The 26,208-nt window shown below is 65.2% G+C and carries 21 protein-coding genes and 2 pseudogenes; 15 read left to right on the top strand and 8 right to left on the bottom strand.

Going from position 1 to position 26,208, the window contains the following annotated elements; genetic code table 11:
• Nucleotides 1-277 (bottom strand): heavy metal-responsive transcriptional regulator (locus HOV91_RS11785; RefSeq protein ID WP_174185410.1); only part of this gene is annotated, 277 nt, incomplete at its 3' end.
• A gap of 125 nt (nt 278-402) precedes the next feature.
• On the opposite strand from HOV91_RS11785, the gene HOV91_RS11780 reads away from it, so the two are divergent.
• Entirely contained in the window at nt 403-2,268 is a 1,866-nt protein-coding gene (locus HOV91_RS11780; RefSeq protein ID WP_280411917.1) for an MMPL family transporter, read from the top strand.
• A 236-nt stretch (nt 2,269-2,504) separates the two neighbouring features.
• On the opposite strand, the gene HOV91_RS11775 is transcribed toward HOV91_RS11780, so the two are convergent.
• The 3 genes from HOV91_RS11775 to HOV91_RS11765 are packed head-to-tail and all read right to left on the bottom strand — an operon-like array spanning nt 2,505 to nt 4,508.
• Nucleotides 2,505-3,143, bottom strand: a complete 639-nt coding sequence (locus tag HOV91_RS11775) for a copper resistance CopC family protein (RefSeq protein WP_245560505.1) — start codon at nt 3,141-3,143, stop codon at nt 2,505-2,507.
• A gap of 55 nt (nt 3,144-3,198) precedes the next feature.
• The gene (locus HOV91_RS11770; protein WP_043737084.1) at nt 3,199-4,149 is read right to left on the bottom strand and encodes a M56 family metallopeptidase; all 951 of its coding nucleotides are present in this window, start codon (nt 4,147-4,149) and stop codon (nt 3,199-3,201) included.
• A complete protein-coding gene (locus tag HOV91_RS11765) occupies nt 4,146-4,508 on the bottom strand; it encodes a BlaI/MecI/CopY family transcriptional regulator (RefSeq protein WP_043737081.1) in 363 nt (120 codons plus the stop codon). The genes HOV91_RS11770 and HOV91_RS11765 overlap by 4 nt, the downstream gene beginning before the upstream one ends.
• Nucleotides 4,509-5,030: 522 nt before the next feature.
• Between HOV91_RS11765 and HOV91_RS11760 the strand changes: the two genes are divergently transcribed.
• Nucleotides 5,031-7,295: a SulP family inorganic anion transporter gene (locus HOV91_RS11760; RefSeq protein WP_043737079.1), complete on the top strand. Its 2,265-nt coding sequence runs from the start codon at nt 5,031-5,033 to the stop codon at nt 7,293-7,295.
• A gap of 78 nt (nt 7,296-7,373) precedes the next feature.
• On the top strand, nt 7,374-8,027 hold the full coding sequence (locus tag HOV91_RS40815; RefSeq protein ID WP_245560504.1) for a DUF3515 domain-containing protein: 654 nt from the start codon (nt 7,374-7,376) through the stop codon (nt 8,025-8,027).
• On the opposite strand, the gene HOV91_RS41230 is transcribed toward HOV91_RS40815, so the two are convergent.
• Together HOV91_RS41230 and HOV91_RS11745 are read right to left on the bottom strand one after the other, a co-directional pair.
• A complete protein-coding gene (locus HOV91_RS41230) occupies nt 8,013-8,834 on the bottom strand; it encodes a DUF305 domain-containing protein (RefSeq protein ID WP_425295225.1) in 822 nt (273 codons plus the stop codon). The two genes, HOV91_RS40815 and HOV91_RS41230, sit on opposite strands and share 15 nt — an antisense overlap.
• Nucleotides 8,716-9,539 (bottom strand): annotated as a pseudogene (locus tag HOV91_RS11745) (thioredoxin-like domain-containing protein). The gene HOV91_RS41230 and the pseudogene HOV91_RS11745 overlap by 119 nt, the downstream one beginning before the upstream one ends.
• 502 nt (nt 9,540-10,041) lie before the next feature.
• On the opposite strand from HOV91_RS11745, the pseudogene HOV91_RS41065 reads away from it, so the two are divergent.
• The 4 genes and pseudogenes from HOV91_RS41065 to HOV91_RS11730 all read left to right on the top strand — a co-directional run.
• A pseudogene (locus HOV91_RS41065) lies at nt 10,042-10,370 on the top strand (multicopper oxidase domain-containing protein); the annotation flags it as partial.
• A gap of 84 nt (nt 10,371-10,454) precedes the next feature.
• Nucleotides 10,455-10,832, top strand: a complete 378-nt coding sequence (locus HOV91_RS39835; RefSeq protein ID WP_369009319.1) for a multicopper oxidase domain-containing protein — start codon at nt 10,455-10,457, stop codon at nt 10,830-10,832.
• The gene (locus HOV91_RS11735; protein ID WP_245560502.1) at nt 10,829-12,001 is read left to right on the top strand and encodes a ZIP family metal transporter; all 1,173 of its coding nucleotides are present in this window, start codon (nt 10,829-10,831) and stop codon (nt 11,999-12,001) included. The genes HOV91_RS39835 and HOV91_RS11735 overlap by 4 nt, the downstream gene beginning before the upstream one ends.
• A gap of 508 nt (nt 12,002-12,509) precedes the next feature.
• Nucleotides 12,510-12,887 carry a hypothetical protein gene (locus tag HOV91_RS11730; protein ID WP_157227645.1) on the top strand — a complete coding sequence of 126 codons (378 nt, stop codon included), beginning with the start codon at nt 12,510-12,512 and terminating at the stop codon, nt 12,885-12,887.
• A gap of 109 nt (nt 12,888-12,996) precedes the next feature.
• On the opposite strand, the gene HOV91_RS11725 is transcribed toward HOV91_RS11730, so the two are convergent.
• Both HOV91_RS11725 and HOV91_RS11720 read right to left on the bottom strand, forming a co-directional pair.
• Nucleotides 12,997-13,665, bottom strand: a complete 669-nt coding sequence (locus HOV91_RS11725; RefSeq protein WP_043737071.1) for a DsbA family protein — start codon at nt 13,663-13,665, stop codon at nt 12,997-12,999.
• A 380-nt stretch (nt 13,666-14,045) separates the two neighbouring features.
• Entirely contained in the window at nt 14,046-14,969 is a 924-nt protein-coding gene (locus tag HOV91_RS11720; RefSeq protein WP_043737068.1) for a cation diffusion facilitator family transporter, read from the bottom strand.
• A 488-nt stretch (nt 14,970-15,457) separates the two neighbouring features.
• Here HOV91_RS11720 and HOV91_RS11715 point away from each other — a divergent pair, with 488 nt between their 5' ends.
• The 8 genes from HOV91_RS11715 to HOV91_RS40485 all read left to right on the top strand — a co-directional run bounded on the left by HOV91_RS11715 (nt 15,458) and on the right by HOV91_RS40485 (nt 26,199).
• Nucleotides 15,458-16,414, top strand: a complete 957-nt coding sequence (locus HOV91_RS11715; RefSeq protein ID WP_043737095.1) for a M56 family metallopeptidase — start codon at nt 15,458-15,460, stop codon at nt 16,412-16,414.
• A gap of 289 nt (nt 16,415-16,703) precedes the next feature.
• A complete protein-coding gene (locus HOV91_RS11710; RefSeq protein ID WP_043737092.1) occupies nt 16,704-17,081 on the top strand; it encodes a BlaI/MecI/CopY family transcriptional regulator in 378 nt (125 codons plus the stop codon).
• 561 nt (nt 17,082-17,642) lie between these two features.
• Nucleotides 17,643-18,068: a putative copper homeostasis (lipo)protein LpqS gene (gene lpqS / locus HOV91_RS11705; RefSeq protein ID WP_043737065.1), complete on the top strand. Its 426-nt coding sequence runs from the start codon at nt 17,643-17,645 to the stop codon at nt 18,066-18,068.
• A gap of 102 nt (nt 18,069-18,170) precedes the next feature.
• Nucleotides 18,171-19,301, top strand: coding sequence for a PLP-dependent cysteine synthase family protein (locus HOV91_RS11700; protein WP_043737089.1), 1,131 nt, complete (start codon nt 18,171-18,173; stop codon nt 19,299-19,301).
• Between the two features lie 47 nt (nt 19,302-19,348).
• Nucleotides 19,349-20,629: an MFS transporter gene (locus HOV91_RS11695; protein WP_169334563.1), complete on the top strand. Its 1,281-nt coding sequence runs from the start codon at nt 19,349-19,351 to the stop codon at nt 20,627-20,629.
• Between the two features lie 1,144 nt (nt 20,630-21,773).
• A complete protein-coding gene (locus HOV91_RS11690) occupies nt 21,774-23,261 on the top strand; it encodes an MFS transporter (RefSeq protein ID WP_157227643.1) in 1,488 nt (495 codons plus the stop codon).
• 67 nt (nt 23,262-23,328) lie between these two features.
• Nucleotides 23,329-24,612 carry an IS256 family transposase gene (locus HOV91_RS11685; protein WP_086007599.1) on the top strand — a complete coding sequence of 428 codons (1,284 nt, stop codon included), beginning with the start codon at nt 23,329-23,331 and terminating at the stop codon, nt 24,610-24,612.
• 1,464 nt (nt 24,613-26,076) lie between these two features.
• Nucleotides 26,077-26,199, top strand: a complete 123-nt coding sequence (locus HOV91_RS40485) for a hypothetical protein (RefSeq protein ID WP_280413563.1) — start codon at nt 26,077-26,079, stop codon at nt 26,197-26,199.
• The last annotated feature ends 9 nt before the right edge of the window (nt 26,200-26,208 follow it).

Below are 26,208 nucleotides of genomic sequence, written 5' to 3'. Positions count from 1 at the left end.
CACGGACCTGATCGAGCCGGGAGGACAGCACCTGTTCGACGTGGCTGCACGGTGCTTCGCCGCGGTCGACGATGCTCAGCACCTGGCGGGCTTCGGCGAGCGAGAGCCCAGCAGCCTGGGCGCTTCGGATGAACCGCAGCCGGGCGATGTGGTCGTCGCTGTAGTCCCGGTAGCCGCCCGGGGTCCGGGCGGGTTCGGGCATGAGGCCCTCCTGCTCGTAGAAGCGGATGGTCTTGGCCGTGATGCCGCTGGCCGCGGCCAGCTCACCGATCCTCATCACACCTCCCGTGTCGCGCACGAAATCTAGCGGATTCACCCTTGACATTCCATCGTACTGGAAGGTTCATGATGGTGGCAGAGCTCGCCGAACACGCGAGCGCAGCGATCTGTCGAAGGAGTGGCGTGCTCAGCCCTTACGACGGGCTCCCCGGCTCCCAGATCTCGGCCGACGGCCACGTCGCGATCGCGCTGGTGGGCCTGGATGGAGAAATGGCCGAGCGCGCCGCGGTCGCCCGCGACCTGCAGGACGCCATCGACACCGGTGCCGATACCGCGGTGCAGGCTGGGTTGACCGGGTATTCGGCGGTGCAGAACGCGGCCACCGACACGCAGAACGCCGACTTGGCCCGCGCTGAAGCGATCGGTATCCCGGTCGCCCTGATTCTTCTCGTGATGGCCCTCGGTGCACTGGTCGCCGCGGCAGTTCCGATCGGGGTCGCGATCGCGGGGTTGCTGGCTGCGGTCGGAGTGCTGTTCGCGCTCACCACGATCACCACGTTCGATTCGCTGACCGTGGCAATGGCGACCATGATCGGGCTGGGCGTCGGTATCGACTATGCGATGTTCATCGTCAGCCGTTTTCGTGAAGAACTCACCCACAGCGGGGTCACCACCCGAAACGATCACGACGCCATCGCTGCGGCGGTCGGGCGGTCGCTGGTGACCGCCGGTAAGACGATCCTGGTGTCCGGGCTGGTGGTGATGGTCTCGCTGTGCGCGCTGATCGTCATGCAAGCACCCATCTTCCGCGGCATCGCCATCGGCGTGGCCACCGCCGTCACCAGCATGCTCGTCGTCGGCATCACTCTGCTGCCTGCACTGCTGGCAGCCCTCGGTCCGGCCGTCAACCGCGGCGCCCTCTCGCCACGGTGGCGACCTGCCGACACCGTCACCGTCGATGTCGCCCGGCCGGGCCGGTGGGCGCGCTGGGCTTACACGGTCATGGGCAAACCGGTTCTGTTCGGTGGTGTGGCCATCGCAATCTTGGTGGTCGCCGCGCTGCCGGTATTCGGCATCCGCTACGGCTTGGACATGGGCACCAGCGCACTCGACGACACACCGACCGGACGCGCGACCAGCACGTTGACCACCAACTTCCCCGCCGGAGTGCTTTCGCCCATCGAAATCATCGCCACCGGCCCTGCAGACACCCCGCTCACCGCGGACGCCGCGGCAATGGCGAACCGGTTCCTCGCCGACATCGCCGGCGACGGGCGCATCGACACCGTGCTGCCCGCCCAGATCAGCGATGGACGACTGCTGGTGATGGTCGTGCCCGCGGTGGCGTTCGACTCGATGGCCGCCACCGACCTCGTCCGAGACTTGCGCGCCGACGCTGCCGAGATCGGTGGCCAGAACGGTCCGGTAATCCGGATCGGAGGCAGCACGGCCGAATTCGTCGACCTGTCGGAGGAGATGACAACCAAACTGCCGCTCGTCGTTGCGCTGGTGCTCGCCGTGTCACTGCTGTTTCTGACGATCGCCTTCCGCAGTCTCGCCTTGCCGGTCAAGGCCATCGCGATGAACCTGCTCGCTACAGGCGCCGCTCTCGGCATCACCGTCGCGGTCTTCCAGTGGGGGATTGGCGAAAACGTTCTCGACTTCACCAGTCCTGGCTTCGTCCAGGTCTATCTACCCACCGTCGTGTTCGCGGTGCTGTTCGGGCTCTCGATGGACTATGAAGTGTTCCTCATCCGCCGCATCCGCGAATACTGGGAAACCACCGGCGACAACCAACATGCCGTCGCCGCGGGGCTTACCCACACTGCCCGGCCCATCACCGCCGCCGCGGCCATCATGATCGCCATCTTCGCCAGTTTCCTCACCGCCGCGACGCTGGAACTCAAACAACTCGGTCTCGCATTGGCCGTCGCCGTCGCCATCGACGCTGTCCTCGTCCGCCTGATCCTCGTTCCCGCACTCATGCGGCTGTTCGGCACTTGGAACTGGTGGTTCCCGACGCAACGACCGCGGCGACAGAGCGCCTGAACGGGCGTGCCGTCCGATACGTCTCTCGGGCCGGCACGATGATTCGCCGCCGTCACGCTGAAGACGCGGAAGGCTCCACAATGCGGTGGCGCGACATCGGCCTCACGGGCCGATGTCGCGTTCGACCGACCGCACTGCCCGCGAACCGTATGGATCGCGCAGCGTGCGCTGAAATATTGGGAGGCTGGTCATGGCCGGCCGATGGTCGTGCGTCAGCCGAGGACGTGTGGGACGTGTCAGCGTTTGCCGCGCAGGCTGCCTCGGACGACGACGAAGACGCCGCCCAAGGCGAATCCTGCCAGCGCGGCGATCAGGATCCAGCGCACGGCGGTGTCCGACTTGTCGCTCTGAGGCGGTTCGGGTGCGGTTTGCTCGGTCGTGTCTGCTCGGCTTGTCGTCGGTGCCGTCGTTGCGCCGTCCCTCGCGGTGTAGGTGAAGCGGTAGGAACCGGTGATCGGATGACCGTCGGCCGATACGACGCGGTAGGCGACGGTGTAGGTGTCCGGCGGGAGCGCAGGATCCACTGGCACCCGCACAATCATGCCCTCGGCCGCCGCTTTCCCCACGGCCCAATTCTTCCCACCGGCGTCGGTCACCGCGATGTTGGCGAAGGCCGACTCGATCTGTTGGTTGAACGTCAGCGCGATCTGCTCCGGGACGGATTCGACCACGGAGTCGGCAACAGGAACAGAGCTGTCCAGCTTGCTGTGGGCGGCGGCAGTGCCCGTTGCCAGAAACGACATCAGCACCGCCAGCAGGGCGAGGGCAATCGCGTGCTTTGTCATCTGCCTCTCCATATCTTCTTCATCGGGACCGGTCGTCGGGCCGTCGAATAAAACGACTGAACGGAACCGGCCCGGGATGGTGCCTGGCACGCCGTCCGCCCGCGAATACTACGCTGCATAGTTGCAGCTGTGACAGGTGAGCCGGTCAAGACGAAAGCAGGCAGGCGATGCCGCCGGCGGCCAGGACGCCGAGCGCGGCGACCGCAAGGGCGAGGATCGGCGGAAGTAGAAGGACAGCCAGCGCCGAGGATTCCCGCGGTGCGTTCGAGGGCAGGGATTCGAGTCTGCGTAGCCGCATCGTGATGACCTCGTCGCCGAACCCGCGCAGTGCAGAGGGCGAGTCGGTGCTCCTAGATTGCGACACCGAGCGCAGTGCGGCATGGATCGCTGCCGCACTCGTATCCCTCGCGGCCGATTCGTCGGCGGCCAGCTCTGCCAGTGTCGTCACCGCGCGGGGGGCGGCAGCGAACAGCGGAATCCAGGGGAGGGCCGCTGCCATCACCTCACAGATCCTGATCGCGCGGTGATGATGCCCGCGCAGGTGAGCATGTTCATGGGCGAGCACAGCACGGCGCTGCATCTCAGTCAGCGACCGCGCCAGACCCTCGGTCGCGACGACCATCCCGGGGCGGCCGTCCACGCTGTAGGCCATCGGCATCGAGTGGTCCAGCCACATCACCGGCACGACATCGTCGGTGCACCGGGCGACGACAGCGATGACGTCGCGATGATAGTCCTGGATGCGTGCTCGGCGGCGCAGATGCCTGCGCATGATCACTGCCACGCGGGTGGTCGCGGCGAGGGCCGCGAGGACAGCCAGCGCGGTGAACGGGTGGGCGAACCACTGTGGTGCGGCGTGGAGGAGTGAGGTGAGGCATTGCATCGTTGCCTCGACCGCACCCAACGCGGGCGCGTGGCCCGGCCAGGCCAGCACGACGACGGCGAAGCAGGTGAAGAACACCACAGCGCCTATGCAGGTCAGCCACGCTGCCGCAACCACACGCGGCGCAAACGACGTCATCATGCCGCGCAGTAGCGGTGGCGCTGTCACCGACAGCAGCACCGCACTCAGCGCCGATCCGGCGGCGACGATCATTTCTTCGACCGCGGTTTCGATCGCTCGAGACCGCGCCGAAATGCTGCCGACTCGGTCTCGGTCACGGTCTTGGCCAGATGCAGCAGCACCGCCTCCGGATCATTGCTGGCATCGATGATCTCGCGCAACGCTTGCGCGGTGGCCTCGGCCCGGGTCTGCGCAGGCCGGTACAAATAGGCGCGACGGTGCATGATCCGCACCACCCACTGCTTGTCGTACAAGTGGGTCAGCACCGTGAGAATGGTGGTGTAGGCGTAGGAGCCCGGCAGGCGTTGGAGGATGTCACGCACGCTCAACGCCTCCGTCGTCTCCCACAACACGTCCATAACACGTGCCTCGAGGGTGCCGAGTCCCTTCATCCGTCGAAATCCCATCCTCTCGCCACGATGCCGCCACCAGCGATCTAGCGGGCCGCGACCACCGGCCTGCAAAGGACCAAGTCCAGTGGACACCCTACGACTATCCCGCACGCCCGCAGCGACGGGCGAGTCCCACCTCGGCGGACGAAAACTACGGCAAAATTCAGTACTAAGGTGCATAGTTGTGTCTGAGAAGTCGCTGAGAGATAGCCAATTTGTGCACAGGGTCACAGGCACGGACAGTGGCGCGGCCGTATGGTCACGACCCGTGCTGACCTCCCCTCATCAGGTTCAGGCACACGGGCCCCGGCAGGCCGCTTTCCCCGGCAGGGAGCACCGGCCAACCCGGGGCCCACCATGGGAGCCTCGGGCTCTCCCATACAGGTTTTCGCACAGCCTTCGGTTCCACTCGGATGCCGTGCATCGGCGACGAGTCGCTGACCAACTCGAAAGACCTCCGACCATACGTCCTGCCAGCATCGACGACCGGCAGCACGCGCAACGGCCAAAGGAAGAGAAGACATGGTGTCGAAAGGCATAGACGCGGCGCGGACAGCGAACGTTCCAAGATCGCAGCAATCCCCAGGCTATCGAGTGCGTGAAATTCTTCATCACGATCTTCCCGCGTCCGTGGTTGTTTTCCTGGTAGCGCTGCCGCTGTCGTTGGGCATCGCCATTGCCTCGGACGCACCGATCATGGCGGGGCTGATCGCGGCGGTCGTCGGGGGTGTGCTCGCCGGCGCGGTGGGTGGCTCGCCGCTGCTGGCGACCGGACCGGCGGCAGGATTGACCGTCGTGGTCGCCGAACTGGTCGCGAAATTCGGGTGGCAGGTCACGTGCGCGATCACGGTCGGAGCTGGTGTACTCCAAATCCTGTTCGGGCTCAGCAGGATCGCCCGGGCCGCATTGGCGATCTCGCCGGTCGTCGTGCACGCGATGCTGGCCGGGATCGGTCTCACGATCGCGCTGCAGCAGGTTCATGTGCTGCTGGGTGGGAGTTCGCGCAGCTCGGTGTGGCAGAACCTGAGTCAGTTGCCCGCGCAACTCGGTCGCATGCATGTCGGCGACATACTCATCGGCGGGACTGTCATTGCGATCCTGCTGGTGTGGAAGAGGCTGCCAGGGCCGGTGACCAAAGTCCCGGGTGCCTTGGTGGCAGTGGTCGCCGCGACCGTCTTGTCGCTGGTGCTGCCGGTCGATGTGGAGCGGATCGTGATAAACGGATCGCTGTTCGACGCGATCGGCCTGCCGGAGTTGCCGGATGGTCGATGGCCGGCTTTTGCGGCCGCTGTGCTCACGGTGGCATTGATCGCGAGTGTCGAGAGCCTGCTGTCCGCGGTCGCGGTGGACAAGATGCACTCCGGTGCGAGGTCGGATTTGAACCGCGAGCTGATCGGGCAGGGCGCGGCGAATATGGCGTCCGGCGCGTTGGGCGGGCTTCCGGTCACGGGTGTGATCGTGCGGAGTGCGACGAACGTGGCCGCCGGTGCCCGGTCCAAAGCCTCGACGATCATGCACGGCATCTGGGTCCTGCTGTTCTCGGTGTTCCTTGCCGGGGTGGTGCAGCAAATCCCCAAGGCGGCTTTGGCCGGTCTGCTGATCGTGATCGGTATCCAGCTGGTCAAGCTCGCACAAATTCGTCTCGCGCACCGCACCGGCGATCTGTGGGTCTACGTGGTCACCGTGGCCGGGGTGATGTTCCTCAACCTCCTCGAAGGTGTGCTGATCGGACTGTTCCTCGCCATCGCGCTGGTGCTGTGGCGGGCAGCGCGCCCGGTGATCCACGCTGAGCCGGTGGGTGCCGCGGCGGAAGCCGAGTGGCGCGTCGTTATCGAGGGAACGTGCAGCTTCCTGTCTCTGCCCAGGCTTTCCGGCGCGCTGGCCAGGGTGCCGGAAGGGGCAGACGTCACCGTCGAGCTCATCGTCGACTACATCGACCACGCCGCCAGTGACGTCATCAACGAGTGGGCCCGGCGGCACAGCCGCGACGGTGGAAGCGTGCAGATCGACGAACTCGGCACGGCTGCGCTATCCGTGGCCGCCCACGAACCCCCGCAGCGCCGCGGTGCCGCAGCGCTGGCTCGTGGGCTCGCGCCGTGGAAGGCGTGGCAGCGCGGCCTGCAGCCGGGTGCGACGGGCGCTGCCGAGTCCGACATACGGCTGCGGCCGGTCCTCGATGGGATCTCGCACTACCACCGCAGACACGCGCCACTGCTGCAACAGCATCTGAGTGAGCTGAGTCATGGACAGAATCCCACGTCGCTGTTTCTGACCTGTAGTGATTCCCGGGTCGTGCCCAATGTCATCACCCACAGCGGCCCCGGCGACCTGTTCACCGTGCGCAACATAGGCAACCTGGCCCCCACGCAAGCGCGCGACACCTCGGTGGAGGCCGCGCTGTCGTTCGCCATCGAGCAACTCGAGGTCACCTCGATCATCGTCTGTGGACACTCCGGATGCGGCGCGATGGGCGCCCTGCTCGATACCGACCGCCATATTTCGGCGCCGATACGGGACTGGCTCGCCCACGCGCAACCCAGTCTGCGCGCCTACCTCGGCGATCATCCAGTCGCCCGGGCCGCCGCCGAGGCGGGTTTCGACAACGCCGCCGACCAGCTCGCGATGGTCAACGTCGCCGTCCAGATCGATACGCTGCAACGGCATCCGCTCGTCGCTGCCAGCGGCGTCCACGTCGCTGGATTGTTCTTCGATATCGCCACCGCCAAGGTGTGGCATGTCGCAGCGGCGACCGTCACAGAGCACAGCGATGAGCAGGCGGGGGTGTAGGTTTCAGCTCGGGCTACGCGTCGACCGCACGCTACTGCCGACCGGCGCGCGGGTGCAGAGAGGAATGGACGGAAACCAGTGCGTGAAACGGAGTGGTCGTCGGACAGAGATCACTCGATCGAGAAGACCGACTCACCCGCCGTCGCGATCGCATCGAACACCGGGCCTGCCGTCGCGGACGCAGGTCCGCAGCCCGAGTCCTCGAATTCGGACGTCGAACAGACCGATGCCGCCGAATCCGGCGCAGAATCCGACAGCGGCGACACCGAGCCGACCTCCGATGTTCGCGCATACCCTCCCGCGCTCATTGCCACGACGGTTGCGCTTCCGGTGATGCTGATTGTCGCCGTGCTGGTGGCCGCGGTGTTGACCCGCCAGGCGCCGATCGAGCGTGAACCGCTGGCGTTGGGGCCTGTGCCCGCGCCTGCGGCGACCGGTCCGGAGTGCACGACACTGTTGCCCGCGATGCCCGCTGAGCTGGGGGAATACACCAAGTCCACACTGGTGGAGCCGGTTCCACCTGCCACCAGGGCATGGCAGCGCAACAACGGCGGTGATCCCATCGTGCTGCGCTGCGGCTTGGACCGCCCGTTGGAGTTCGACCATGCCTCGGCGCTGCAGATCATCAATGACGTGCAGTGGTGCGCACCTGAAGACGCGCGCTCGGTGCTGATCGCGCGTGGAAGTGCTGGGGCGTACCGCCGCCTGTTGGCGGGTTCAGTTCATCGGTAGCGGTGCGATGTTGCGCTCGGCGAGCAGTTGCCGCAGAGTCTGCGATTCCGCGGACTGGGTGGCGTCGATCTGACCGGCCAGACTGATCACGGCGAGAACAGTTGCGTTGTCGCGGGCGTAGCGGGCCATGGCGAGTCCCCCTTCGTGGTGCCGCAGCAGCAGTTGGATGTAGAGCGTGTCGAACGCTGAGCCGGTCGTGCGCCGCAGCGCGGCCAACTCCTCGCTCGTGGCCATGCCCGGCATCCGCATCGAGCCATCACCGCGCATCGAGTGGCCGGGCATCGACATGGGTGAGGTACTCGGCGCCCAGTTCATCCAGTGCATGCTCGGCCGATCGGAGACCGGGGGGCGGTCCCACAGCCGCAGCCACCCCTGCATCGTGCCGATCTGGCTCTGCTGGGTGGTCAGAACGTCGTAGGCCAGGGTGCGCACCCCTTGGTCGCCCGATTGGGACAGTGCTATGGATGACATCTCCACGGCCTGGGCGTGATGGATGGACATGTCTTGCGCGAAGCCCACGTCGACCGAATCGGAAGCCGGGATCGCGCTTTCCTCGCCGACCAGTCCTCGCCCCACGAACCCCGAGACGAGTCCGAGTGCCAACGTAGCGGCGATAACCAACACCACGGTGACCGGGCCTCGACGGCGCGGCGACGCGGCAGCCGCGACCGGGGCCGCAGAAGAGGCCTCAGTTGCCACTGCCGCCCCCCGGAGTCCTTGCCGGTGGCGGAATCGCCGCAGCAGGTTCTGCGGGGGCGGCGTCGGGGCCAGGTGGCGTCGGGTCGAACGGTGGTGGCATGTCCGGATCGAACCCGCCAGCCAAGGTGGAGCAACTGGCCCCGAACTCCGGATGGGTGTTCTGGTTCTGCCGCAACGCGGCGATGAACTGGCCGATCCGTTCGTCGTCGGCGCGGTCGAGTTTGAGCTGATACCCCACGCCTGCAAGCTCACCGCGGAGGTCAGTCCGGGATACGGTGACATCAGCATGTACGGCTTGCCGTCCACCTTGCGTTTCAGGCTGGCCACCTCGCCTTCATCGAGATCAGTGCGGTAGGTGATCCACACCGCGCCGTGTTCGAGGGAGTGCACGGCGTTCTCGCTGCGAATCGGCTGCGGATAAGCCAGTCCGGTGCAGGTCGCCCAGTACTGGTCGTGTGTGCCCCCGAACGGCGGGCTCTCACCGTAGGCCACCCGCTGCGGCCCCCGCACATGCTGGCCAGCCGGATACTGCTTCTTCACGACGCCGTCGATCCGGTCGGCGGGATCCGGCTGACTCGAGCTCGGGCTGTACTTCTCAGCTTCGACCCTCTCCAGATACTTCGGCACGTATCGGTAGCCCAGGAGCCCGATCAGCGCGATGATCACCACAACAGCACCCACGATGTCCCAGCGCACCCGCCGTCTATTCGAGAGCGGGCGCACCGACTGGGCGGTCTTCGGCGGTCGCTTCGCCGCTCTGCGACTCGGCTGTTTGGCCACCGCATCGTTCCTTTCGCCATGTGCCGACCGCATCTGCGCGGCACGCGCAGTGACGATCCCGTCACTACTATGCAGCATAGTTTCACCGGTCGCTGATGTGGATGCCGACGAGCAGTTCACTTCCTTCTCGGCGCTGTGACCGCGTCATCGCCCTCCGGCTGTGGGGTCCCTAGTAAGCCGTCCAGCGGGCCAAGGAGAGTGCGCCACCGCCGCGCGCTTGCGTTCGATCAACCATAGTTCTAAATTAGGGGCACCTAAAATTTTCATTCGGTTCTGCGGGCATGATGAGGTCGACGCGATGACTACGGCGTCACGGCGGGGATTTCTCGCCGGTAGTGTTGTGCTGGGTGCCGCGCGGGGGCGACGGGGGCGCCGGCTCATGCGCAGCAGCCGCCGGGCGATCATTCAGGCGTGTCATCAGCCGCGCACGGTGGCGGTGCCGCCGGGCCGACGTTCCGCAAGGGCGTAGTAGTCGACCACGCCGCGTACGGGTTTCATCCGACGGAGATCCTGCGGGTAGTTCGACTACGGGCAGGTGTCGCGGGGCACGGATGGCCGGGTAGTGCGGGAATGGGAAGTCTTCTCGCGCGACCGCGAGATCGAAGTCGCTCCGGGACTGCGGTTTCCAGCGTGGACGTTCAACGGCCGCGTCCCCGGGCCGACACTGCGGTGCACCGAAGGCGACCGGCTGCGGGTGCGGTTCACCAACGCGTCCGAGCATCCGCACACATACATTTCGACGGCATCCACCCGGCGGAGATGGACGGTGTGCCCGGTATCGGGCTCGGGCTGCCGCCCGGCGGGAGCGTGGTGTATGAGCTCGACGCCGTCCCGTTCGGGCTACATCTGTATCACTGCCATGTGGGGCCGTTGGCCGAGCACATCGCCCGCGGCCTGTATGGCACGTTCATCGTCGACCCGTCGACACCGCGACCGTCCGCGGACGAGATGGTGATGGTGATGCATGGCTACCACACCACCTTCGACGGCGAAGGCAACCAGCTGTATGCGGTCAACGGAATCCCGTTCCATCACATGCACGAACCGATCAAGGTCAAACGCAACGAACTCGTCCGCATCTACCTGGTCAACGTGCTCGAGTACGACCCGATCAACAGCTTCCACCTGCACGGCAACTTCTTCGACTACTACCCCACTGGAACCCGCCTGCAGCCGGCCGAATACACCGACACCATCGTGCAAGCCCAAGGGCAGCGCGGCATCTGCGAGCTACGGTTCCCGCATCCGGGTCAATTCATGTTCCACGCCCACAAGTCCGAGTTCGCCGAACTCGGCTGGATGGGACTGTTCGAGGTGACGCCATGACCAGCCCCGCGACCCGTTCGGCCCCGACCTGGCTGTGGGCCGCCGCCGCGGTCGCGCTCGTGGCTGCCACGCTGGCGGCGCTGGCCCTGCTGGGCGCCCGCTCGCTACCGGAACGCACCGGCCCGCCGGTGGAAGAACTGTCGGTCGAACACACCAGGCTCTCCCCGGGGACCGTCGAGTTGACCGTCCGCAACACCGGCCCCGACCCGGTCCAGGTCGCCCAAGTCGCGGTCAACGATGCCTTCGTCGACTTCGCCGGTGCCGACGACCCGATCGGACCCGAATCTTCCGACGTCCTGCGGCTGGACTATCCGTGGAAAGAGGGCCAGCCCTACGTGATTTCGATGCTGACCTCCACCGGCCTGGTGATCGAACACGACATCCCCACCGCGGTCGCCACACCCGAGCCGAGTAGCAGCTTCTTCGGGTTGATGGCGTTGCTGGGCGCCTACGTCGGGGTCATCCCTGTGGTGCTGGGCATGCTGTTGCTGCCCGCGCTGCGCCGCATCGGAGGCCGCGGAATCCGTTTCCTGCTCGCGCTCACCGTGGGCCTGCTGGTCTTTCTCGCCGTCGACGCGCCCTTGGAAGGATTCGAACTCGGCAACAGCTCCGGTGGCGCGTTCGGCGGCGCCAGTCTGCTGGTCCTTGGCGCGGGCATGGCGTTTCTTGCGCTGACCGCGGTCGACCGGTGGCTCGGCGGCCGCCAACCGGGTGATGGCGGCGGCGCGCGGCTGGCGTTGATAATCGCTGTGCCTGCACAATCTCGGCGAAGGCCTCGCCATCGGCGCCGCCTACGCCGTCGGCGAACTCGCCCTCGGCGCGGCACTCGTGGTCGGGTTCGCGTTGCACAACACCACCGAAGGCATCGCGATCGTCGCACCACTTGTCTCCGGCCAGCGGCCCCTCCCCACTGGCGCTGCTCGGCCTCGGCCTGCTCGCCGGGCGCTCCCGCCATCCTCGGTGCCATCCTCGGCGCCACCATCAACAACGCCGAAGTCTCCACCTTCCTGCTCGGTATCGGCGTAGGCGCCATCATCCAGGTGATCATCCAAATCGCCCCAGGCATCCGCGGCCCGCAGCAGCAGCGACTGCTGGATCCGGTCGCGATCGGCGGCCTCACCGCCGGTCTGGGGATCATGTACCTCACCGGCTTGCTCGTACTCGCCTGACCGGCGGCGCCAGGCGCCGCCACCGGCAGCTGGAATCGTCGGTCGCTTCGACATACCGGCTTGAACTGACCACGCACCTGGGCGGCATGGTCGTGCTGGCCTGCGAGCCGAGTCGGACCCGTGGGAAATCAGTCGGATTGCCTCGTACAATGTCACTTTCATCCCATGCCACGAATATGCCGCTGTTCTACCACTCCGCTCGCCTGCGCTTCGCCGATGTCCTGCTGCCATTGCAGATCGACACCCCGACGTCACCTCCCCGCGGTTGCAGCAGTTCGGACACTGGTGATATCTGTTCGGTGCCGACGTAGGCATCCGGCCGGTAAACCGCCCGAGCCAGGCAACGGCGACCAAAATCGCGCGGCTACCTGTGCGAAGGACCTCCTCGTCAGTTGTCTTGTGCTAGGCTCGAATTCGAGCGAAGACGTTACTGCCGGGTTCGGAATCGCGGACGCTGTCGAGTGTTGATCACAGAAGGCATGCGACGGCATTTTCAACCAACGCACCGATGCCCATAACGGTAGGTGCCATCCCGGAAAAGGAATTCCTGTTGCGAATTCTTCCACCGCTCATCGCGTTCATTTCCCCAGTAACCTGGGTTGTACTCAGCGCCGGACCTGCCTCAGCCATCGGGATGACGCAGCTTCCCCAAGCTATCGTCGTCGAGTTCACGCAACCGGAGGCTGAGGCTATTTCCACGACGAATCTCGGTGGGCTGATGGCTCAGTTACCGCCGAACTTCACCCCCGAAGCCAAACTCCGGCTGGGCGAATCAATCTCGCGATACGCCCGACAGACCGCCCAGACGCCGGGGGCCACGCTGAGAATCATCGTGGACAATCCCCTCCAGGCTCCGCCCGGTGTAGCCGTCACCGTGGTTCGCTGACGGCGCCCACCGTGGCCGGCACTGAGTGACATCCGCGGCACTTGGACTACGGCATTTTCACGCGAAACACAGGCTTGCCGCCGATCATGCATACACCGGGCGGTAGGTGTCAGCGAAGCGCGGTATCGAGCGTGTCGACCAGGTCTTGGTAGCTACTCGGCTTGATTCTCGTGTCGTTGACAAAGAAGGTGGGGGTGCCATCGACTCCCAGAGCACGGCCATCCTCGAAATCGGCGCGCACCCGCGCGAGTGTCGCCGGGTCGTTGTAGTCGGTGTCGAACGCTGCCAAGTCGAGCCCGAGCTCGGCGGCGAAGCCCCGGAACACGGAATCCAGGGGGACGCGCTGGTCGCCCCACCCGGACTGTGTTTGGTACATGCGCTGATACATTTGCTCGAACCGGCCCTGCCGTGCGGCAGCTTCCACCGCACGCGCGGCCCGCTCGGCGTTGAAATGCGCTGGAATCGGGAAGTATCGCACGACGAAACTCACCCGGTCGCCGTACTCGTGGCGCAGCCGCTCGACAACGGGGAACATTGCCGCGCACGCCTCGCACTCGAAGTCGAGGAACTCGACAAACGTCACCCGCCCATCGGCGACCGAGGACAGGCGGTGACTATCCGGTCGGATGACCGCACCGGCCGGTGGGTGCCTCTGCGCGGCTTGTGTTTCCCCATCGGACCGGTCGATCAACAGTACGGCGGCGATCCACACAGCCGACACTGCCGCCAGTGTCGCGAGAATGCGGGTCCTTCGGGAGGCGCGGAAGGTGCGGGTCATCAACGACAAGCCTGGGCTGAAAGCGATGAATTCGACGGAAGGGTACAAGCGAGCACGCGCACACGCTACAGACTTCGCGCGCAGCACGCCACGCCCGTATACACCGTTCTTCACCCCGGATCGCGATCCCCGGAGTAGTCGAGGTTTCCTGAAAATAGCTATCCTTTCGGACTTGGCCCATGGATTGAGTCGGCTGTTGGTGAAGACAAGTCCCGGTCTCATCGAGATCGTTATTCACGAGTCGGTGCGTCCACCACACACTGGGAAGCAATGGCGCGGACCGGCGGTTCGATGACCGCCGGGGCAGCTTCGTCGGCTGTCCGATACTCGACGCCTACCTGCTGGGTGCCGCTGCTGCGCTGGCGATGCGACGCTATCCGCTACCAGGACATTCGTTCGCAGTGCTCTGCGGTGCCTTTGTGTTCGATCTGCAAGGTCGCGTGGTGAAGATCGAATCTGTCCGCCAGCAGTCGCTGCGCCGAGGCCAGCACTGTGTCCGGATCGGCATCGTCCTCGATCGCCACGTGCGCGGAGGCCACTTCCATGCCGGAGGTCAGCGTCCAGACGTGCAGGTCGTGGACATGCCCGACCCCTGCCAAGGTTTCCAGGGTGCTGCCGATCTCGGCCACATTCAGGTCGATGGGGGCGTGTTGGAACAGGATTCGCAGGGATTGCTTGCCCAAGTTGTAGGCCCTGGGCAGCACGAACAGGCCGATACCGACGCCGATGAGCGGGTCCGCGTAGCGCCAGCCGAATACCAAGGTCACCAGGCCACTCGCGAGTACGCCAAGGGAGCCCAGCATGTCCGCCATGACTTCCAGGTACGCGCCGCGAACATTCAAGCTGTCTCCGGCACCCCGCCTGAGCAGCAGCAGCGCAGTCACGTTCATCACCAGACCCACCACCGCGACGAGCGTGACCGGAAGGCCTGGCACCTCGGGTGGTTCGGCCAATCGACCGATCGCTTCGTACAGCACCCAGCCCGCCACCGCGAACAGCAGGACCGCGTTGAACAGCGCGGCGAGGACTTCGCCGCGATACATCCCGTAGGAGCGATCGGCGTGGCGCACTCCACGGCGGGCCACCAGGATGGCCACCAAAGCCATCGCGACACCGAACACGTCGGTGAACACGTGAGCGGAGTCCGACAGCAACGCCAACGACGACGTCGACAGCCCCACCGCCAACTGCGTCACGAAGGTGACCAGACCCAGCCCGATCGCCAACGCCAACCGGCGGACGTACCGGCCCGAAGCGCTGCCGACGGCGGCCGAAGCCACCCCGTGATCGTGTCCGTGTCCCACGGGTCGACCTCCCTGATCTCGACTGCGCTCGCATGGCTTCGCGCACCGTGTCCGCTAGCGACAACGCCTGCAGCTTTGCACCGCCATCTTCTAGGAAGCATAGTAACATGCGCATGTTAATCTGATTTCCGTGCAAGTCCGGCGCCATATCAGTGCGGACAACAGAGGCGGCGCGAACCGTGAGGGGCGCACCACCGGTGCCTTACTCGAGGTGCCCTTAGCGGTGGTTGTGGTGCACACGCCGGAACAAGCGTCCGGGTATGAATCCCACGAACAGCGGCGTCGAGCGCGGCTGCGCCTGTCGGACCGCGCCTGGTGCTTCCTTGCTCCGTACGGAACTAGTATGTGGCAGCACCGCAAAATCTTCCGGTTTCCTACACAGCCCACGCCGCCGATCGGCAGGAGAACCATGTGTCGCGTGCCCTCTCGGCCGAGAGCTTCGTACACGTGAGTGCTGCAGTCATGTCGCGTACGGGATGGTATGCCGGATGAATGTCGCGGCCTGGCTACTGGTCTACGGGTTTGCGCTGGTGATCTCGGCTCCGCAGTGGCTGGAGCGATTCACCCGCAGCGGCACCGCGCCGCGTTTCGGGCTGCTTGCGTGGTTGAGTGTGATCTCCTCGGTGATCCTCTGCTGCGGCGCAGCTCTGGGCCTGTTGATCGCCGACACAGCTCATGACTGGACAGGGCCGGGACATCCGATCTTGCATACGTGCTATTCACATCTACACGATGCGGCGACGGGTGGCTTCGGTGTGGTACGGGCGGCGCTTCTGGTTTTGGCGGCGTTCGGTGCACTGGCTGCGGTGTCGGCGATCGCGCAGCTGGGACGGTCGTTGTTGCGCGCCCGCAGCGTGACCCACGAGCATGCGCGGCTGGTGCGGATCGCAGGCCGTCACGACGCGAATTTGAATGCCGTCGTGGTCGAGATCGAACAGCCAGGGGCGTACTGCGTGGCAGGCAGGCCCGATACCGTCGTCGTCACTCGGGGGATCATCTCAACTCTCGCCGTCGAGCAGCTCGGCGCGGTTCTGGCGCACGAGCGCGCGCACCTCTTAGGACGCCACCACCTGGTCCTGGCGCTCACCCGCGGGCTCGCGGCGATCGTTCCCTGCCTACGGTTGTTCACCCGAGGTGCCGAGGAAGCCGCGCGGCTGCTGGAGATGTGCGCAGACGATGCAGCGGCCCGGCGGCACGGCCGCGACACTGTGCGCGAGGCTTTGGTAGCACTCGCCGGGATCACCCCCGGACCTGCCGGAGCCCTCGCTGCAACCAGTATCGGCCTCGCCGAGCGAGTCGAACGTCTGGCGGCGCCCGCTGATCTCGCTGGACGGATGCGTGCCCGCTTTCTACTCGGTACGGTGGCGATTGCCGTCCCTCTCGGCCCTCTGATCGCGGTGCTGATGGCCATGACCGGCATCGCTGGGGGCGCTCCTTCGGCCTAGCAGAGCAGTAGCGCCTCAACGGCAGCTACCGAAACATTATTCGAGCACCACCTCACCTGGGGATTCACGACTCGCTCGCGCGGCAATGCTGCGAATTCGTCGCTGGGCGCGGATAGTTGCCTGGCCTTAACATCTACGTACGTATCTCGTAAAGCGCGGGCACGGACCAGCTCCGACCCGCCCTTTCTACCGAGCCGCACCTGCCGGGGTGCGGTCCATCGGTCGTTGCGTCCTGCCGGAAAGCGCAACGAGCGGCAGGAGATGCGCCGAGATGAGGGAGGCGCCGCAGATGTCGGCACGAGGATTCGGTGAACTGGAAGCAGTGATCATGGACCGGGTCTGGAACTGTATGGATCCGACCACAGTGCGGGAGGTCTTCGAGGAACTTTCCGCGGAACGCGAAATTGCCTACACCACAGTCTTGTCGACGATGGACAATCTTCATCGCAAAGGATGGCTGGATCGCGAGCGCGTCGGTAAAGCATTTCGTTACTGGCCGACGCTGTCGCGCGAGCAATACGGCGCACAGATGATGCGGGAGGCACTCAGCACCGGCGGCCGATCCGATTTGGTGCTGGCAAATTTCGTCGACGAGATCACTCCAGAGCAAGCCGAAGGACTGCGTGCGGCACTGCGTCGCCGACGCGGAAGCGGCCATCCGGGGTAACCCCGCCGCCGCTGGCGCCGCTCCCAGAACCCCGATCAAACCTCGGTGAGTCGAGCAACGCCGCCCAAAAACGTTGTGCCAAACGCCGATTCGGTGACGAGCCTCCGGTCGGCGATGACACGGGAGGGCGGTGAGCAGCCCAGTCATCGGAGCTGGGAGTCGGCTCGATCCGCCGGTCACGAACTGGAGATTCGTCCGTCGGTCCGGCGTTGGCGCACCGGGTCGACATGCCCGCCCCACCGATCGGAGGCAGGTCCGTGATACGACGCACTGGCCCGGCGAGCCCATCCGAGTCGGGGACTCCTATGAACCCGGTGGGACTAGTCACACAGATCCAACTATTTACGTACCGAGATAGTAGATTGTTGCGGGTGGATGTCGGCGGCGTATCGCCGTCGTATCCGTCACGATGCAGTTGGTCAGGGGCAAGTGGGTGTGACGAACGGAGGCCGTGCGGGTGAGTCGGGTGGACGATCACCTCGGTATACGCGGCGTATTGATCGGTCTCGACATCCGGCCGCACCGGGCCCGTCGCGAACTCGCCGCAACCGTGGGAGCACGGTGAACCTGAGCGGCCGGATATGGCGCGGTGGCTCGCTGGCCGCGGTGCTGCTCGCCGCGCTGCTGCTCATAGCCTCGTTGGCGGACTGCAGACAGTCGGCAGGCGATCCGCCGACCCAACTCGTGGTCTCTGCCGCGTCCGATCTGTTCAACCATGTCGCCTCAGAAGCCCAGGTGCACGGTGTCATCGACTGTGCCGACGAGGAATGTGGGCACATCACCCACCTCGTGAAGTCAGTGCTGCCAGGCGCAGGCAAGAACACGCAGCCCCTGCAGCTCCTGCTGTCGCTGTTGATCGCAGCAGGAGTTGTCCTCGCAACCGTCTTCTCACCGCCCGCTGCTGCGGTCCGCGGACCGCCGACTGCACCGTTGCCCGCAGCCGGTGGGCGCGGCATTTTGACGCTTTTCTGTATCGCACGACGCTGACCGGTCAGCATCAGGCCGTCGATTTGCCGGGTCGTCGGCCGGTGCTCGCTGCCCATCATCGTTCGTACCGCCTTCATGGCGCAGATACAGGAAGCGATAATCATGGACAAGGTTGCGCTCGACAACCGCACCGAAGGACCGGCTGGTTTGCTCTCTGCCCCAGTAGCTGTTCGGCAGGCGCACGCACTGGTCGGCAACACTCCCGTGCTGTGGGTCGGCGCTCCGCTGGCCCCGGCCGGGCGCGGGTTCTGGGCCAAGCTCGAAGGATTCAATCCCGGTGGGATGAAAGACCGTCCCGCGCTGCACATGGTGGCGCGCGCCGAAGCCCGCAAAGACCTGGCACCGGGAGCGCGGATCATCGAATCAACAAGCGGAACACTGGGACTGGGGTTGGCGCTGGCCGGCATGGTCTACCGCCACCCCGTCACCGTCGTCACCGATCCCGGCTTGGAACCGATCGTCGCGCAGATGCTCGCCGCCTACGGCGCTGAGGTTGATCTCGTTGCCGAACCCCATCCCAGTGGTGGCTGGCAGCAGGCGCGCCGCGAGCGGGTCGCCGAACTGCTCGACCAGGATGCCGAGGCCTGGTGCCCGGATCAGTACAACAATCCCGACAACGTCGCCGGCTACGAATCGTTGGCGCTCGAGTTGTGGGAACAACTGGGAGACGTGGATGTGCTGGTATGCGCGGTCGGCACCGGTGGGCACTCGGCCGGAGTGGCGCGGGTACTGCGCCGATTCAATCCGGATCTGAAACTGATCGGCGTGGACACCATCTCCTCCACGATCTTCGGCCAACCACCCGGTCCGCGGCTGATGCGCGGTCTCGGGTCGAGCATCTTCCCCTTGAACGTCGACTACGCCGCTTTCGACGAGGTGCACTGGGTGGCGCCGTCGGAGGCAGTGTGGGCGTGCCGGACACTGGCCGCGACACACCACGCCACCGGCGGTTGGAGCGTCGGCGCTGTGGCGCTGGTCGCTGGCTGGGCGGCCCGCACCGCCGATGATGACGACACCCGGATCGCGGCCGTCTTCCCCGACGGGCCGCAACGCTACTTCGACACCATCTACAACAACACCTACTGCGCCGCACACGGCCTGCTCGACGCCGCCCCACCACTCGAACCGGACACGATCGCGCATCCGGGCGAGCGAGTGGTGCATTCCTGGACCCGATGCACCACAGTTGTGGATCCGCGCGGCCAGACCGGGCGCGAGGAGACGCTCTGGTGAATGTGATCGGAAAGTTCCGCAGCTTCGACCTGCCCGCGCGGCTGTTGATGATCAACCAGTTCGGCATCAACCTCGGCTTCTACATGCTGATGCCCTACCTCGCCGGATATCTCGCCGGGCCGCTCGGCCTGGCGGCATGGGCAGTCGGCCTGGTGCTGGGTGTACGCAACTTCTCCCAGCAGGGCATGTTCCTCATCGGTGGCACGCTGGCCGATCGCCTCGGCTGCAAACCGCTCATCGTCGCAGGCTGTCTGTTACGTACCGCCGGATTCGCGCTGCTGGCATTCGCCACCTCGCTACCGGCACTGCTCATCGCATCAGCGGCGACAGGGTTCGCCGGTGCACTGTTCAACCCGGCCGTGCGCGCGTACCTCGCCGCGGACACGGGTGAACGGCGGGTTGAGGCGTTCGCGGTGTTCAACATCTTCTATCAAGCGGGCATCCTGGCCGGTCCGCTCGTGGGCCTCGCCCTGATGGCGCTCGACTTCCGGCTGACCGCGGCTACGGCGGCGGTCGTGTTCGCGATGCTGACAGTGGCGCAACTGTTCGCGCTGCCGTCGCGGCGCGCCGAGGTGGCGACCGAGCCGACGTCGGTGCTCGACGACTGGCGCAGCGTTATCACCAACCGGCGGTTCCTGGCATTCGCGGTGGCGATGATCGGGTCGTATGTGCTGTCGTTCCAGGTTTACCTCGCCCTGCCGTTGCAGGCCGAACTCATCGCGGGAGACCGGTCGCAGATCATGGTGACGGCGCTGTTCGTGGTGTCCGGGCTGGTGGCGGTGGCCGGTCAGCTGAGGATCACCGCATGGTTCAAGGCGAGATGGGGCACCGGCCGCAGTCTGGTCGTCGGCATGGGAATCCTGGCCGTGTCGTTCCTACCGCTGGCAGTGATCCCCGGGCCGGACTGGTTCGGAACAAGCGCTGCGGTAGCCGCGCTGCTGGCCTCGACCACGATACTGGCAGTCGGCACGGCCGCGGTATTCCCCTTCGAGATGGACACCATAGTGACCCTCTCGCGGGGCAGACTCGTGGCCACCCACTACGGCCTCTACAACACGGTGGTAGGCGTCGGCATCCTGATCGGCAACCTCGCCACCGGCGCTGTCGTCGGCGCCGCACGCGATGCCGACGCGGACTGGGCGGTGTGGCTGGGCCTCAGCACGATCGGTGCCATCGCCACCGTGGCGCTGCATCGCCTCGACCAACCCCATTATCCTGTACCGATCACGCCAGGCACGGACACAACCACCAGCGCGAGCCATCATGTGCGTGGGCGGGCAGCCGATGAGCGCCCTCCGCTTCGTCGATCGATTGGCCGCGTAGGTTGACGTGGCGTTCTCCTGCGCTCACCGCGGTGTCACCCGGTGTCGCTCTTGGGACGAATCGCGCTGGCGCGTCGCAGCCTGACGTAGGGTTCCGTCATCTCCGCCCCTGACCGGTGCACGCGGCTCGCTCACGAAGCGAGCCGCGTGCGGTTGGGTGCGTCGTCAGGGAGTGATCGCGACTGTGACACCGGGTGGGGCTTGGATGGGAGCGTCGACGATAATCGTCAGTGTTGACCCGGGCAACTGCGCTGCCTGTTGTGCATAGCGTGTGATGCTGTCGGCGAGGCGTTGTTTGGCTTCGGGCGTGAAGTTCGGGGCAGTTGCCCCAGGACCGCGCCGAGGTTCATTGTCGCAATGGCCTCCGCTTCTCCCTGGGTGAACGTGACGGCGACCGATGTTGGCTCCTCTCTGTGTCAAGTCTCGATGAGTAGAGAGGAGCCGTTAGCGAGATAGACCCGCGCTCGGCGTCGAAGGCCGGCATGGGAGAGCGCTTCCGCAAGTGCTGGGAACCAGAGACTCTTTGAAGTCCCGCCCGCCAGCGGCCGGTTCCGCGGCTCGTCCCACCGAGAGAAGTACTTCCGAGTTCCGTCTCGCGCAACGTCCCTCGATCCAGCGCGCCGATGTCAATGCGCCGGTAGGCTACCAGCCGGTAGTCGTCGGTATGCGAGGGCAGCGGATGGGAAAGACGGGCGCGGTCCGGGCGGCAAAGGAAGCCGGTTCGACTCTGAGCGCCAGGTGTGCAGCTACCGTGGCGGAGATGAAGTCCCTCGCAACGCATTGGTGGGCGATTCGAGGGATTTCGATTTCCGCCATGGGATGGATCATTCAGAAGTGATTTGAGAAGCGGTGTGGTGTCGGTCGTATATGCAGTGATCAGAGTCGAGCCACTTCATCGGATGCTCGTGCGCTTCGCCGCTCGCGATGAGCCTGGACTTTGCGACGCTGCCAACGCGACGTCGACTGAATCCGTGTGGTAAGAAGGGTATCTCGATACATGAGCGAGCAAACTCACAACGTAAAGCCGCGGAAAGCCACATCCATACCGGGATCTCAGATCCGTCGACGGACTGTTTGCTTCTGGGGCGGGCTCGCTGTGACTACCATCGGTACCACACTGCACTTTCCGATGTACCTACAGTCCGGGGACGTGGGCTATCGCATGGCGGGCATGTCGATGGACGCCGCCATGATCAGCGGAATGGTTTTGATCGTCGTCGGCCTTGTGGGCACAACTTATGGGCTGATTCCGATTGGCGAACGACGTGATCGAGTTGTCAACCTTCAGGTGCGCGCGCTGGACGAGGCACCGATGACCCGTGTGCACGTGGTGCTGTTACTCGTGCTTGCCGCAGCGATCACCATCGACGTGATGAAGCCGACGACGCTGGCATTCGTGGTGCCCGGCGTGGCCAAGGAATATGGACTTCGCACGGCGACGAACCCCGATGGCGACTTGCCCGCTGCGTTGCTGCCGCTGGCTGGTATCACCGGCACCGTGATCGGCTCATTCATCTGGGGATGGCTCGGCGACTGGATCGGTCGCAAGGCGGCGATCGTGCTGGCAGGTGTTTTCTTCGTGGCCACCTCGGTGTGCGGTGCGATGCCGAGCTTCGAACTGAACCTGCTGATGTGCCTGATCATGGGCATCAGTGCGGGCGGCATGCTCCCGATCGCGTTCACCCTGCTCGCCGAGACGATTCCCGCGCGGCACCGTGGCTGGCTGATGGTTCTGATCGGCGGCGACATCGCGGGAGCCTATGTCATCACCAGCTGGTTGTCCTCGACCATCGGCGAGACCCTGGGCTGGCGGGTGATGTGGCTGATCGGTTTGCCCACTGGACTATTGACGATTGTGTTAACCCGTTGGGTGCCCGAGTCTCCTCGCTTCCTGCTCGCGCTGGGGCGCGGCGACGAGGCCGAGGAAGTGCTGCGGCGCTACCATGCCGCCATCGTCCCGGTCGCAGAGTCGGAACTTCGTATCGACGACAACGTGCGTGGCGGTTACCGCAGACTGGTGCAAGCCCCATTTGCTGGCATCACCACCGTGCTGGTACTCGTCGGGCTCGGTGTCGGTCTTGTCGTCTATGGCTTCCAGCTCTGGCTGCCCACGAATCTGCGCCAGTTGGGATTCAGCGGCGTCTCCGCAGATAAGATCCTGCGCGATTCAGCGTTGATCGGCTTTCCGCTCAACTTCTTGGTAGCGTACCTCTACCACCGCTCCTCTAAATGGACGATGGTGCTGTTGAGCGCGCTGCTCGCCGTGTCGTTGTTCAGTTTCGTTGCGCTCGGCGACCAAGTCGCCAACAACAGGGCGCTGTTGTATGCCCTGCTGATTCCTCCGATCTGGGGCGCGAGCTCGGTAGTCGCGGTGCTCATCGCCTACAGCGCTGAGGCGTATCCGACTCGGATTCGTTCACGCGGTAGCGGTTTAGCGGCCAGCATGAGCAAAGCGGGCGGCATCGTGGTAATCGCGCTGGTGGTACTCGCGGTGGCGACGCCCTCGATCTCGGTCACTGCGCTGATCAGTGCAGTACCGATGGCAATCGCCACGGCGGCGGGCGTTCCCTTCCTGGTTGAGACACGGCGGCGCTCACTCGAGGAAATCACCGCTGAAGAATTACGTGTCGCGACCTGAACCGGGACTGTGGATCTAACGGTGTTTGCGGCCTGACGCGCTGAACGAAGTTCAGCGGGAAGGTGCCGTGATGACGACACTTGATGCCGTGGCGAGGAAGAAGGCTGAGGCTTCGGCCGAGGAACTGGCAGCGGCGGAGCTGGTGCGGATGGCCAAGGAACAGGGCTTGTCCCTGACCGGGCCGAACGGGCTGCTCAAACAGTTCACCAAGACCGTCCTCGAGACGGCGTTGAACGAGGAGATGACCGAACACCTAGGGTTCGAGCCGAACCAGGCGCCCGCCGAGCGGGACTCGGCGAATGTGCGCAACGGGACCAGGCCCAAGACGGTGCTGACCGAGACGACCAGGCCGGTGCCGATCGAGGTGCCCCGCGACCGCGACGGCAGTTTCGAACCCCAGATCGTCAAAAAGCGCCAGCGCCGGTTGACCGGGGTGGATGAGATCGTGCTGTCGCTGTATGCCAAAGGCCTGACCACCGGGGAGATCTCGACGCACTTCGCCGAGATCTACGGCGCGTCGGTGTCGAAAGAGACCGTTTCTCGTATCACCGACAAAGTGGTCGCTGAAATGCAGGAATGGGCCAGCCGGCCGCTGGATGAGGTTTACGTGGCCGTCTTCATCTATGCGATCGTGGTGAAGGTCCGCGACGGTCAGGTCGCCAACCGGCCGATCTACGCCGCGATCGGAGTCAGCGTCACCGGTGAGAAGGACATCCTCGGGTTGTGGGCCGGCACCGGCGGCGAAGGCGCGAAGTTCTGGATGAGTGTGCTCACCGACATCCGCAACCGCGGGGTCAAAGACGTGTTCTTCCTGGTCTGCGACGGGCTGAAAGGGTTACCGGAGGTGGTGGGGAACGTGTGGCCGCTGGCCACGGTCCAGACCTGCATCATCCATTTGATCCGCAACACCTTCCGGCTGGCCGGCCGCCAGCATTGGGACGCGCTGCGCCGCGATGTGAAACCGATCTACACCGCCCTCAACGCCGCCGCGGCACGCGCGGCGCTGGATGAACTCACCGAGCGGTGGGGCACGAAATACGCTGCGATCGTTCGTCTCTGGGAGAACTCATGGGAGGAATTCATCCCGTTCCTCGACTACGACATCGAGATCCGACGTGTCATCTGCAGCACGAACGCCATCGAGTCGCTCAATGCCCGCTACCGGCGCGCGATCAAAGCCCGAGGCCACTTCCCGACCGAGCAAGCCGCGCTGAAGTGCCTCTACCTGGTCACCCGATCCCTCGACCCCACCGGCGCCGGTCGGGCACGATGGACCATGCGCTGGAAGCCCGCGGTCAACGCCTTCGCGATCACCTTCGCCGACCGCTGGCCCAACGCCCAAACCTACTGATGGAAATCGCCGCAAACACCGTTAACGAGATAGACCCGGCCGACATCGCCGAGGTGACATACGAGTGGAAACAGGCCGGCGCGGTCGACCTGTAAACGTGTCGATCAGTGGTTTCGGCTTCCGCGCTGCGGAACGGGTTCATCGTGCCATCGGGTTCGTGCACTGTGTGTTGGATTCCAGTGCAGCACAGGACCGTGACCGCAACGGCGCGCCGACCAGGGCGGGTGTGACCGCGACGGAATCCGGGGACGACAGTCGCCGCTGTCCCGACGATGTCGACCGCGATCCTCGTCTTGTCGGCCACGGGTGGGTGATCGACTTGGGCGCGGGTGGGTTAGCCGTGTGGTGGCGGTGCCGCCCGTTCCTATGAGCGAGTGTCGACGGCCTTCGACAGAGAATTGTGTGACCGGTTGGTATTGAGGTGGGTGCGGGCTTCTGGAGATTGTCGGAACGGCCTGTGGTGTAAGGGTTTCCTGTATTGCTTACCGCAGCGGCGACGTGTAAGGGCACGTCAGCGAGTATCGCCGCTCTGCGTGGGTTGCCGCTCGGGGTGCCGTACAAACAAGGGTTGCTGTCGCGTGGCTGATTCGAGAATTCGGCCGAAGTCGACACGCCGGTTCGTGGCCGGCCCGTGGGGGAGCGCCTCGAACGAGCGATGACCGCGTGGTGTCCGGCGATGTGCTCGCGTCGGCCCGCGGTGCCGGAGTGGGTGCTGTTCCGCGTGCACGAGGAGGTTCTCGTGCACGGTTGCCGCGCGGTCGCGCCGAGCCCGGGTGGTAGAGGAGCATGAGATCACCCGGGCGCACGAGGACGTCATCCGTAGTGCTGATATGTGCCTCCAGCAGCGGTTTCGGCGGGTATTCGACATCGCGGAGTGCTGCGGGCGAGCGGGAGGGTGGATGAGCGAGCGCTCTTGCGCGGATCCCCGTCACGCGTGACGGGGATCCGTGTGCAAGTAATGCGCGAGAGGGGACTTGAACACGAAGACGGGCCACCAGTGACGGGGATCCGTGCGGAAGACACCTCTAAACTAGATCGCTGATCGGTAACAGTCAACTGTGCCATCCCGCTTCAGTGTGAAAGTGGCAGGACTGACACCAATTTCGGAACTGGAGCGGATTAGCTATCAGCCTGCTGTTCTCATTCGCTTGCTGTCCTCAGACCTGTGGTCCCTGGGGGCGATTCACACCCGGGCTGCGGTTTCCGCGACGAACCTGTCCGGCAACGACGCTGCCGCAGGGAACGGCGTCGAGTTTCTCGAGGAAGGTGGCGGCGATATGTTCGGCGGCCCCTCTACCGGACAGCCCAGCTACGGACCATCTCACCGGCCTCGACGTGTTCTCCGTGCTGCAGCGCACTTCGAGGATTTCGACGCACTCCTGGCCGAACTCGTCCTGGACCGGGCCTGCGGGATCGACGACCGGTCCGCCGCATTGTGCGCGCCCCGCGCGCACGGGTTCGGTCGTGGGAAATGTCACCGAGGCGCTGGACCAGGTCTTCGGTTCCGTGGCCGGGGCCGTCCTGCTCCTGATCACCTTTCGCGACGAGTTGCGCGCCCGCCTCCGTGCGCGGTCGGGGGCAACATGAGTGGTCGTG

This window comes from Nocardia barduliensis (assembly GCF_013315795.1).
GTDB classification, from domain to species: Bacteria; Actinomycetota; Actinomycetes; order Mycobacteriales; family Mycobacteriaceae; genus Nocardia; species Nocardia barduliensis.
The sequence above is the reverse complement of the archived record's forward strand: the minus strand, read 5'-3'. Positions and strand labels throughout refer to the sequence as shown.

Coding starts and splice junctions, on each gene's coding strand:
- HOV91_RS11770 (WP_043737084.1), bottom strand. CDS start 4,149: ATGATCGTCGCCGCCGGATCGGCGCTGAGTGCGGTGCTGCTGTCGGTG.
- HOV91_RS11765 (WP_043737081.1), bottom strand. CDS start 4,508: ATGAAGGGACTCGGCACCCTCGAGGCACGTGTTATGGACGTGTTGTGG.
- HOV91_RS11760 (WP_043737079.1), top strand. CDS start 5,031: ATGGTGTCGAAAGGCATAGACGCGGCGCGGACAGCGAACGTTCCAAGA.
- HOV91_RS39835 (WP_369009319.1), top strand. CDS start 10,455: ATGGTGATGGTGATGCATGGCTACCACACCACCTTCGACGGCGAAGGC.
- HOV91_RS11735 (WP_245560502.1), top strand. CDS start 10,829: ATGACCAGCCCCGCGACCCGTTCGGCCCCGACCTGGCTGTGGGCCGCC.
- HOV91_RS11730 (WP_157227645.1), top strand. CDS start 12,510: ATGCCCATAACGGTAGGTGCCATCCCGGAAAAGGAATTCCTGTTGCGA.
- HOV91_RS11725 (WP_043737071.1), bottom strand. CDS start 13,665: ATGACCCGCACCTTCCGCGCCTCCCGAAGGACCCGCATTCTCGCGACA.
- HOV91_RS11715 (WP_043737095.1), top strand. CDS start 15,458: ATGAATGTCGCGGCCTGGCTACTGGTCTACGGGTTTGCGCTGGTGATC.
- HOV91_RS11710 (WP_043737092.1), top strand. CDS start 16,704: ATGTCGGCACGAGGATTCGGTGAACTGGAAGCAGTGATCATGGACCGG.
- HOV91_RS11700 (WP_043737089.1), top strand. CDS start 18,171: ATGGACAAGGTTGCGCTCGACAACCGCACCGAAGGACCGGCTGGTTTG.
- HOV91_RS11695 (WP_169334563.1), top strand. CDS start 19,349: ATGATCAACCAGTTCGGCATCAACCTCGGCTTCTACATGCTGATGCCC.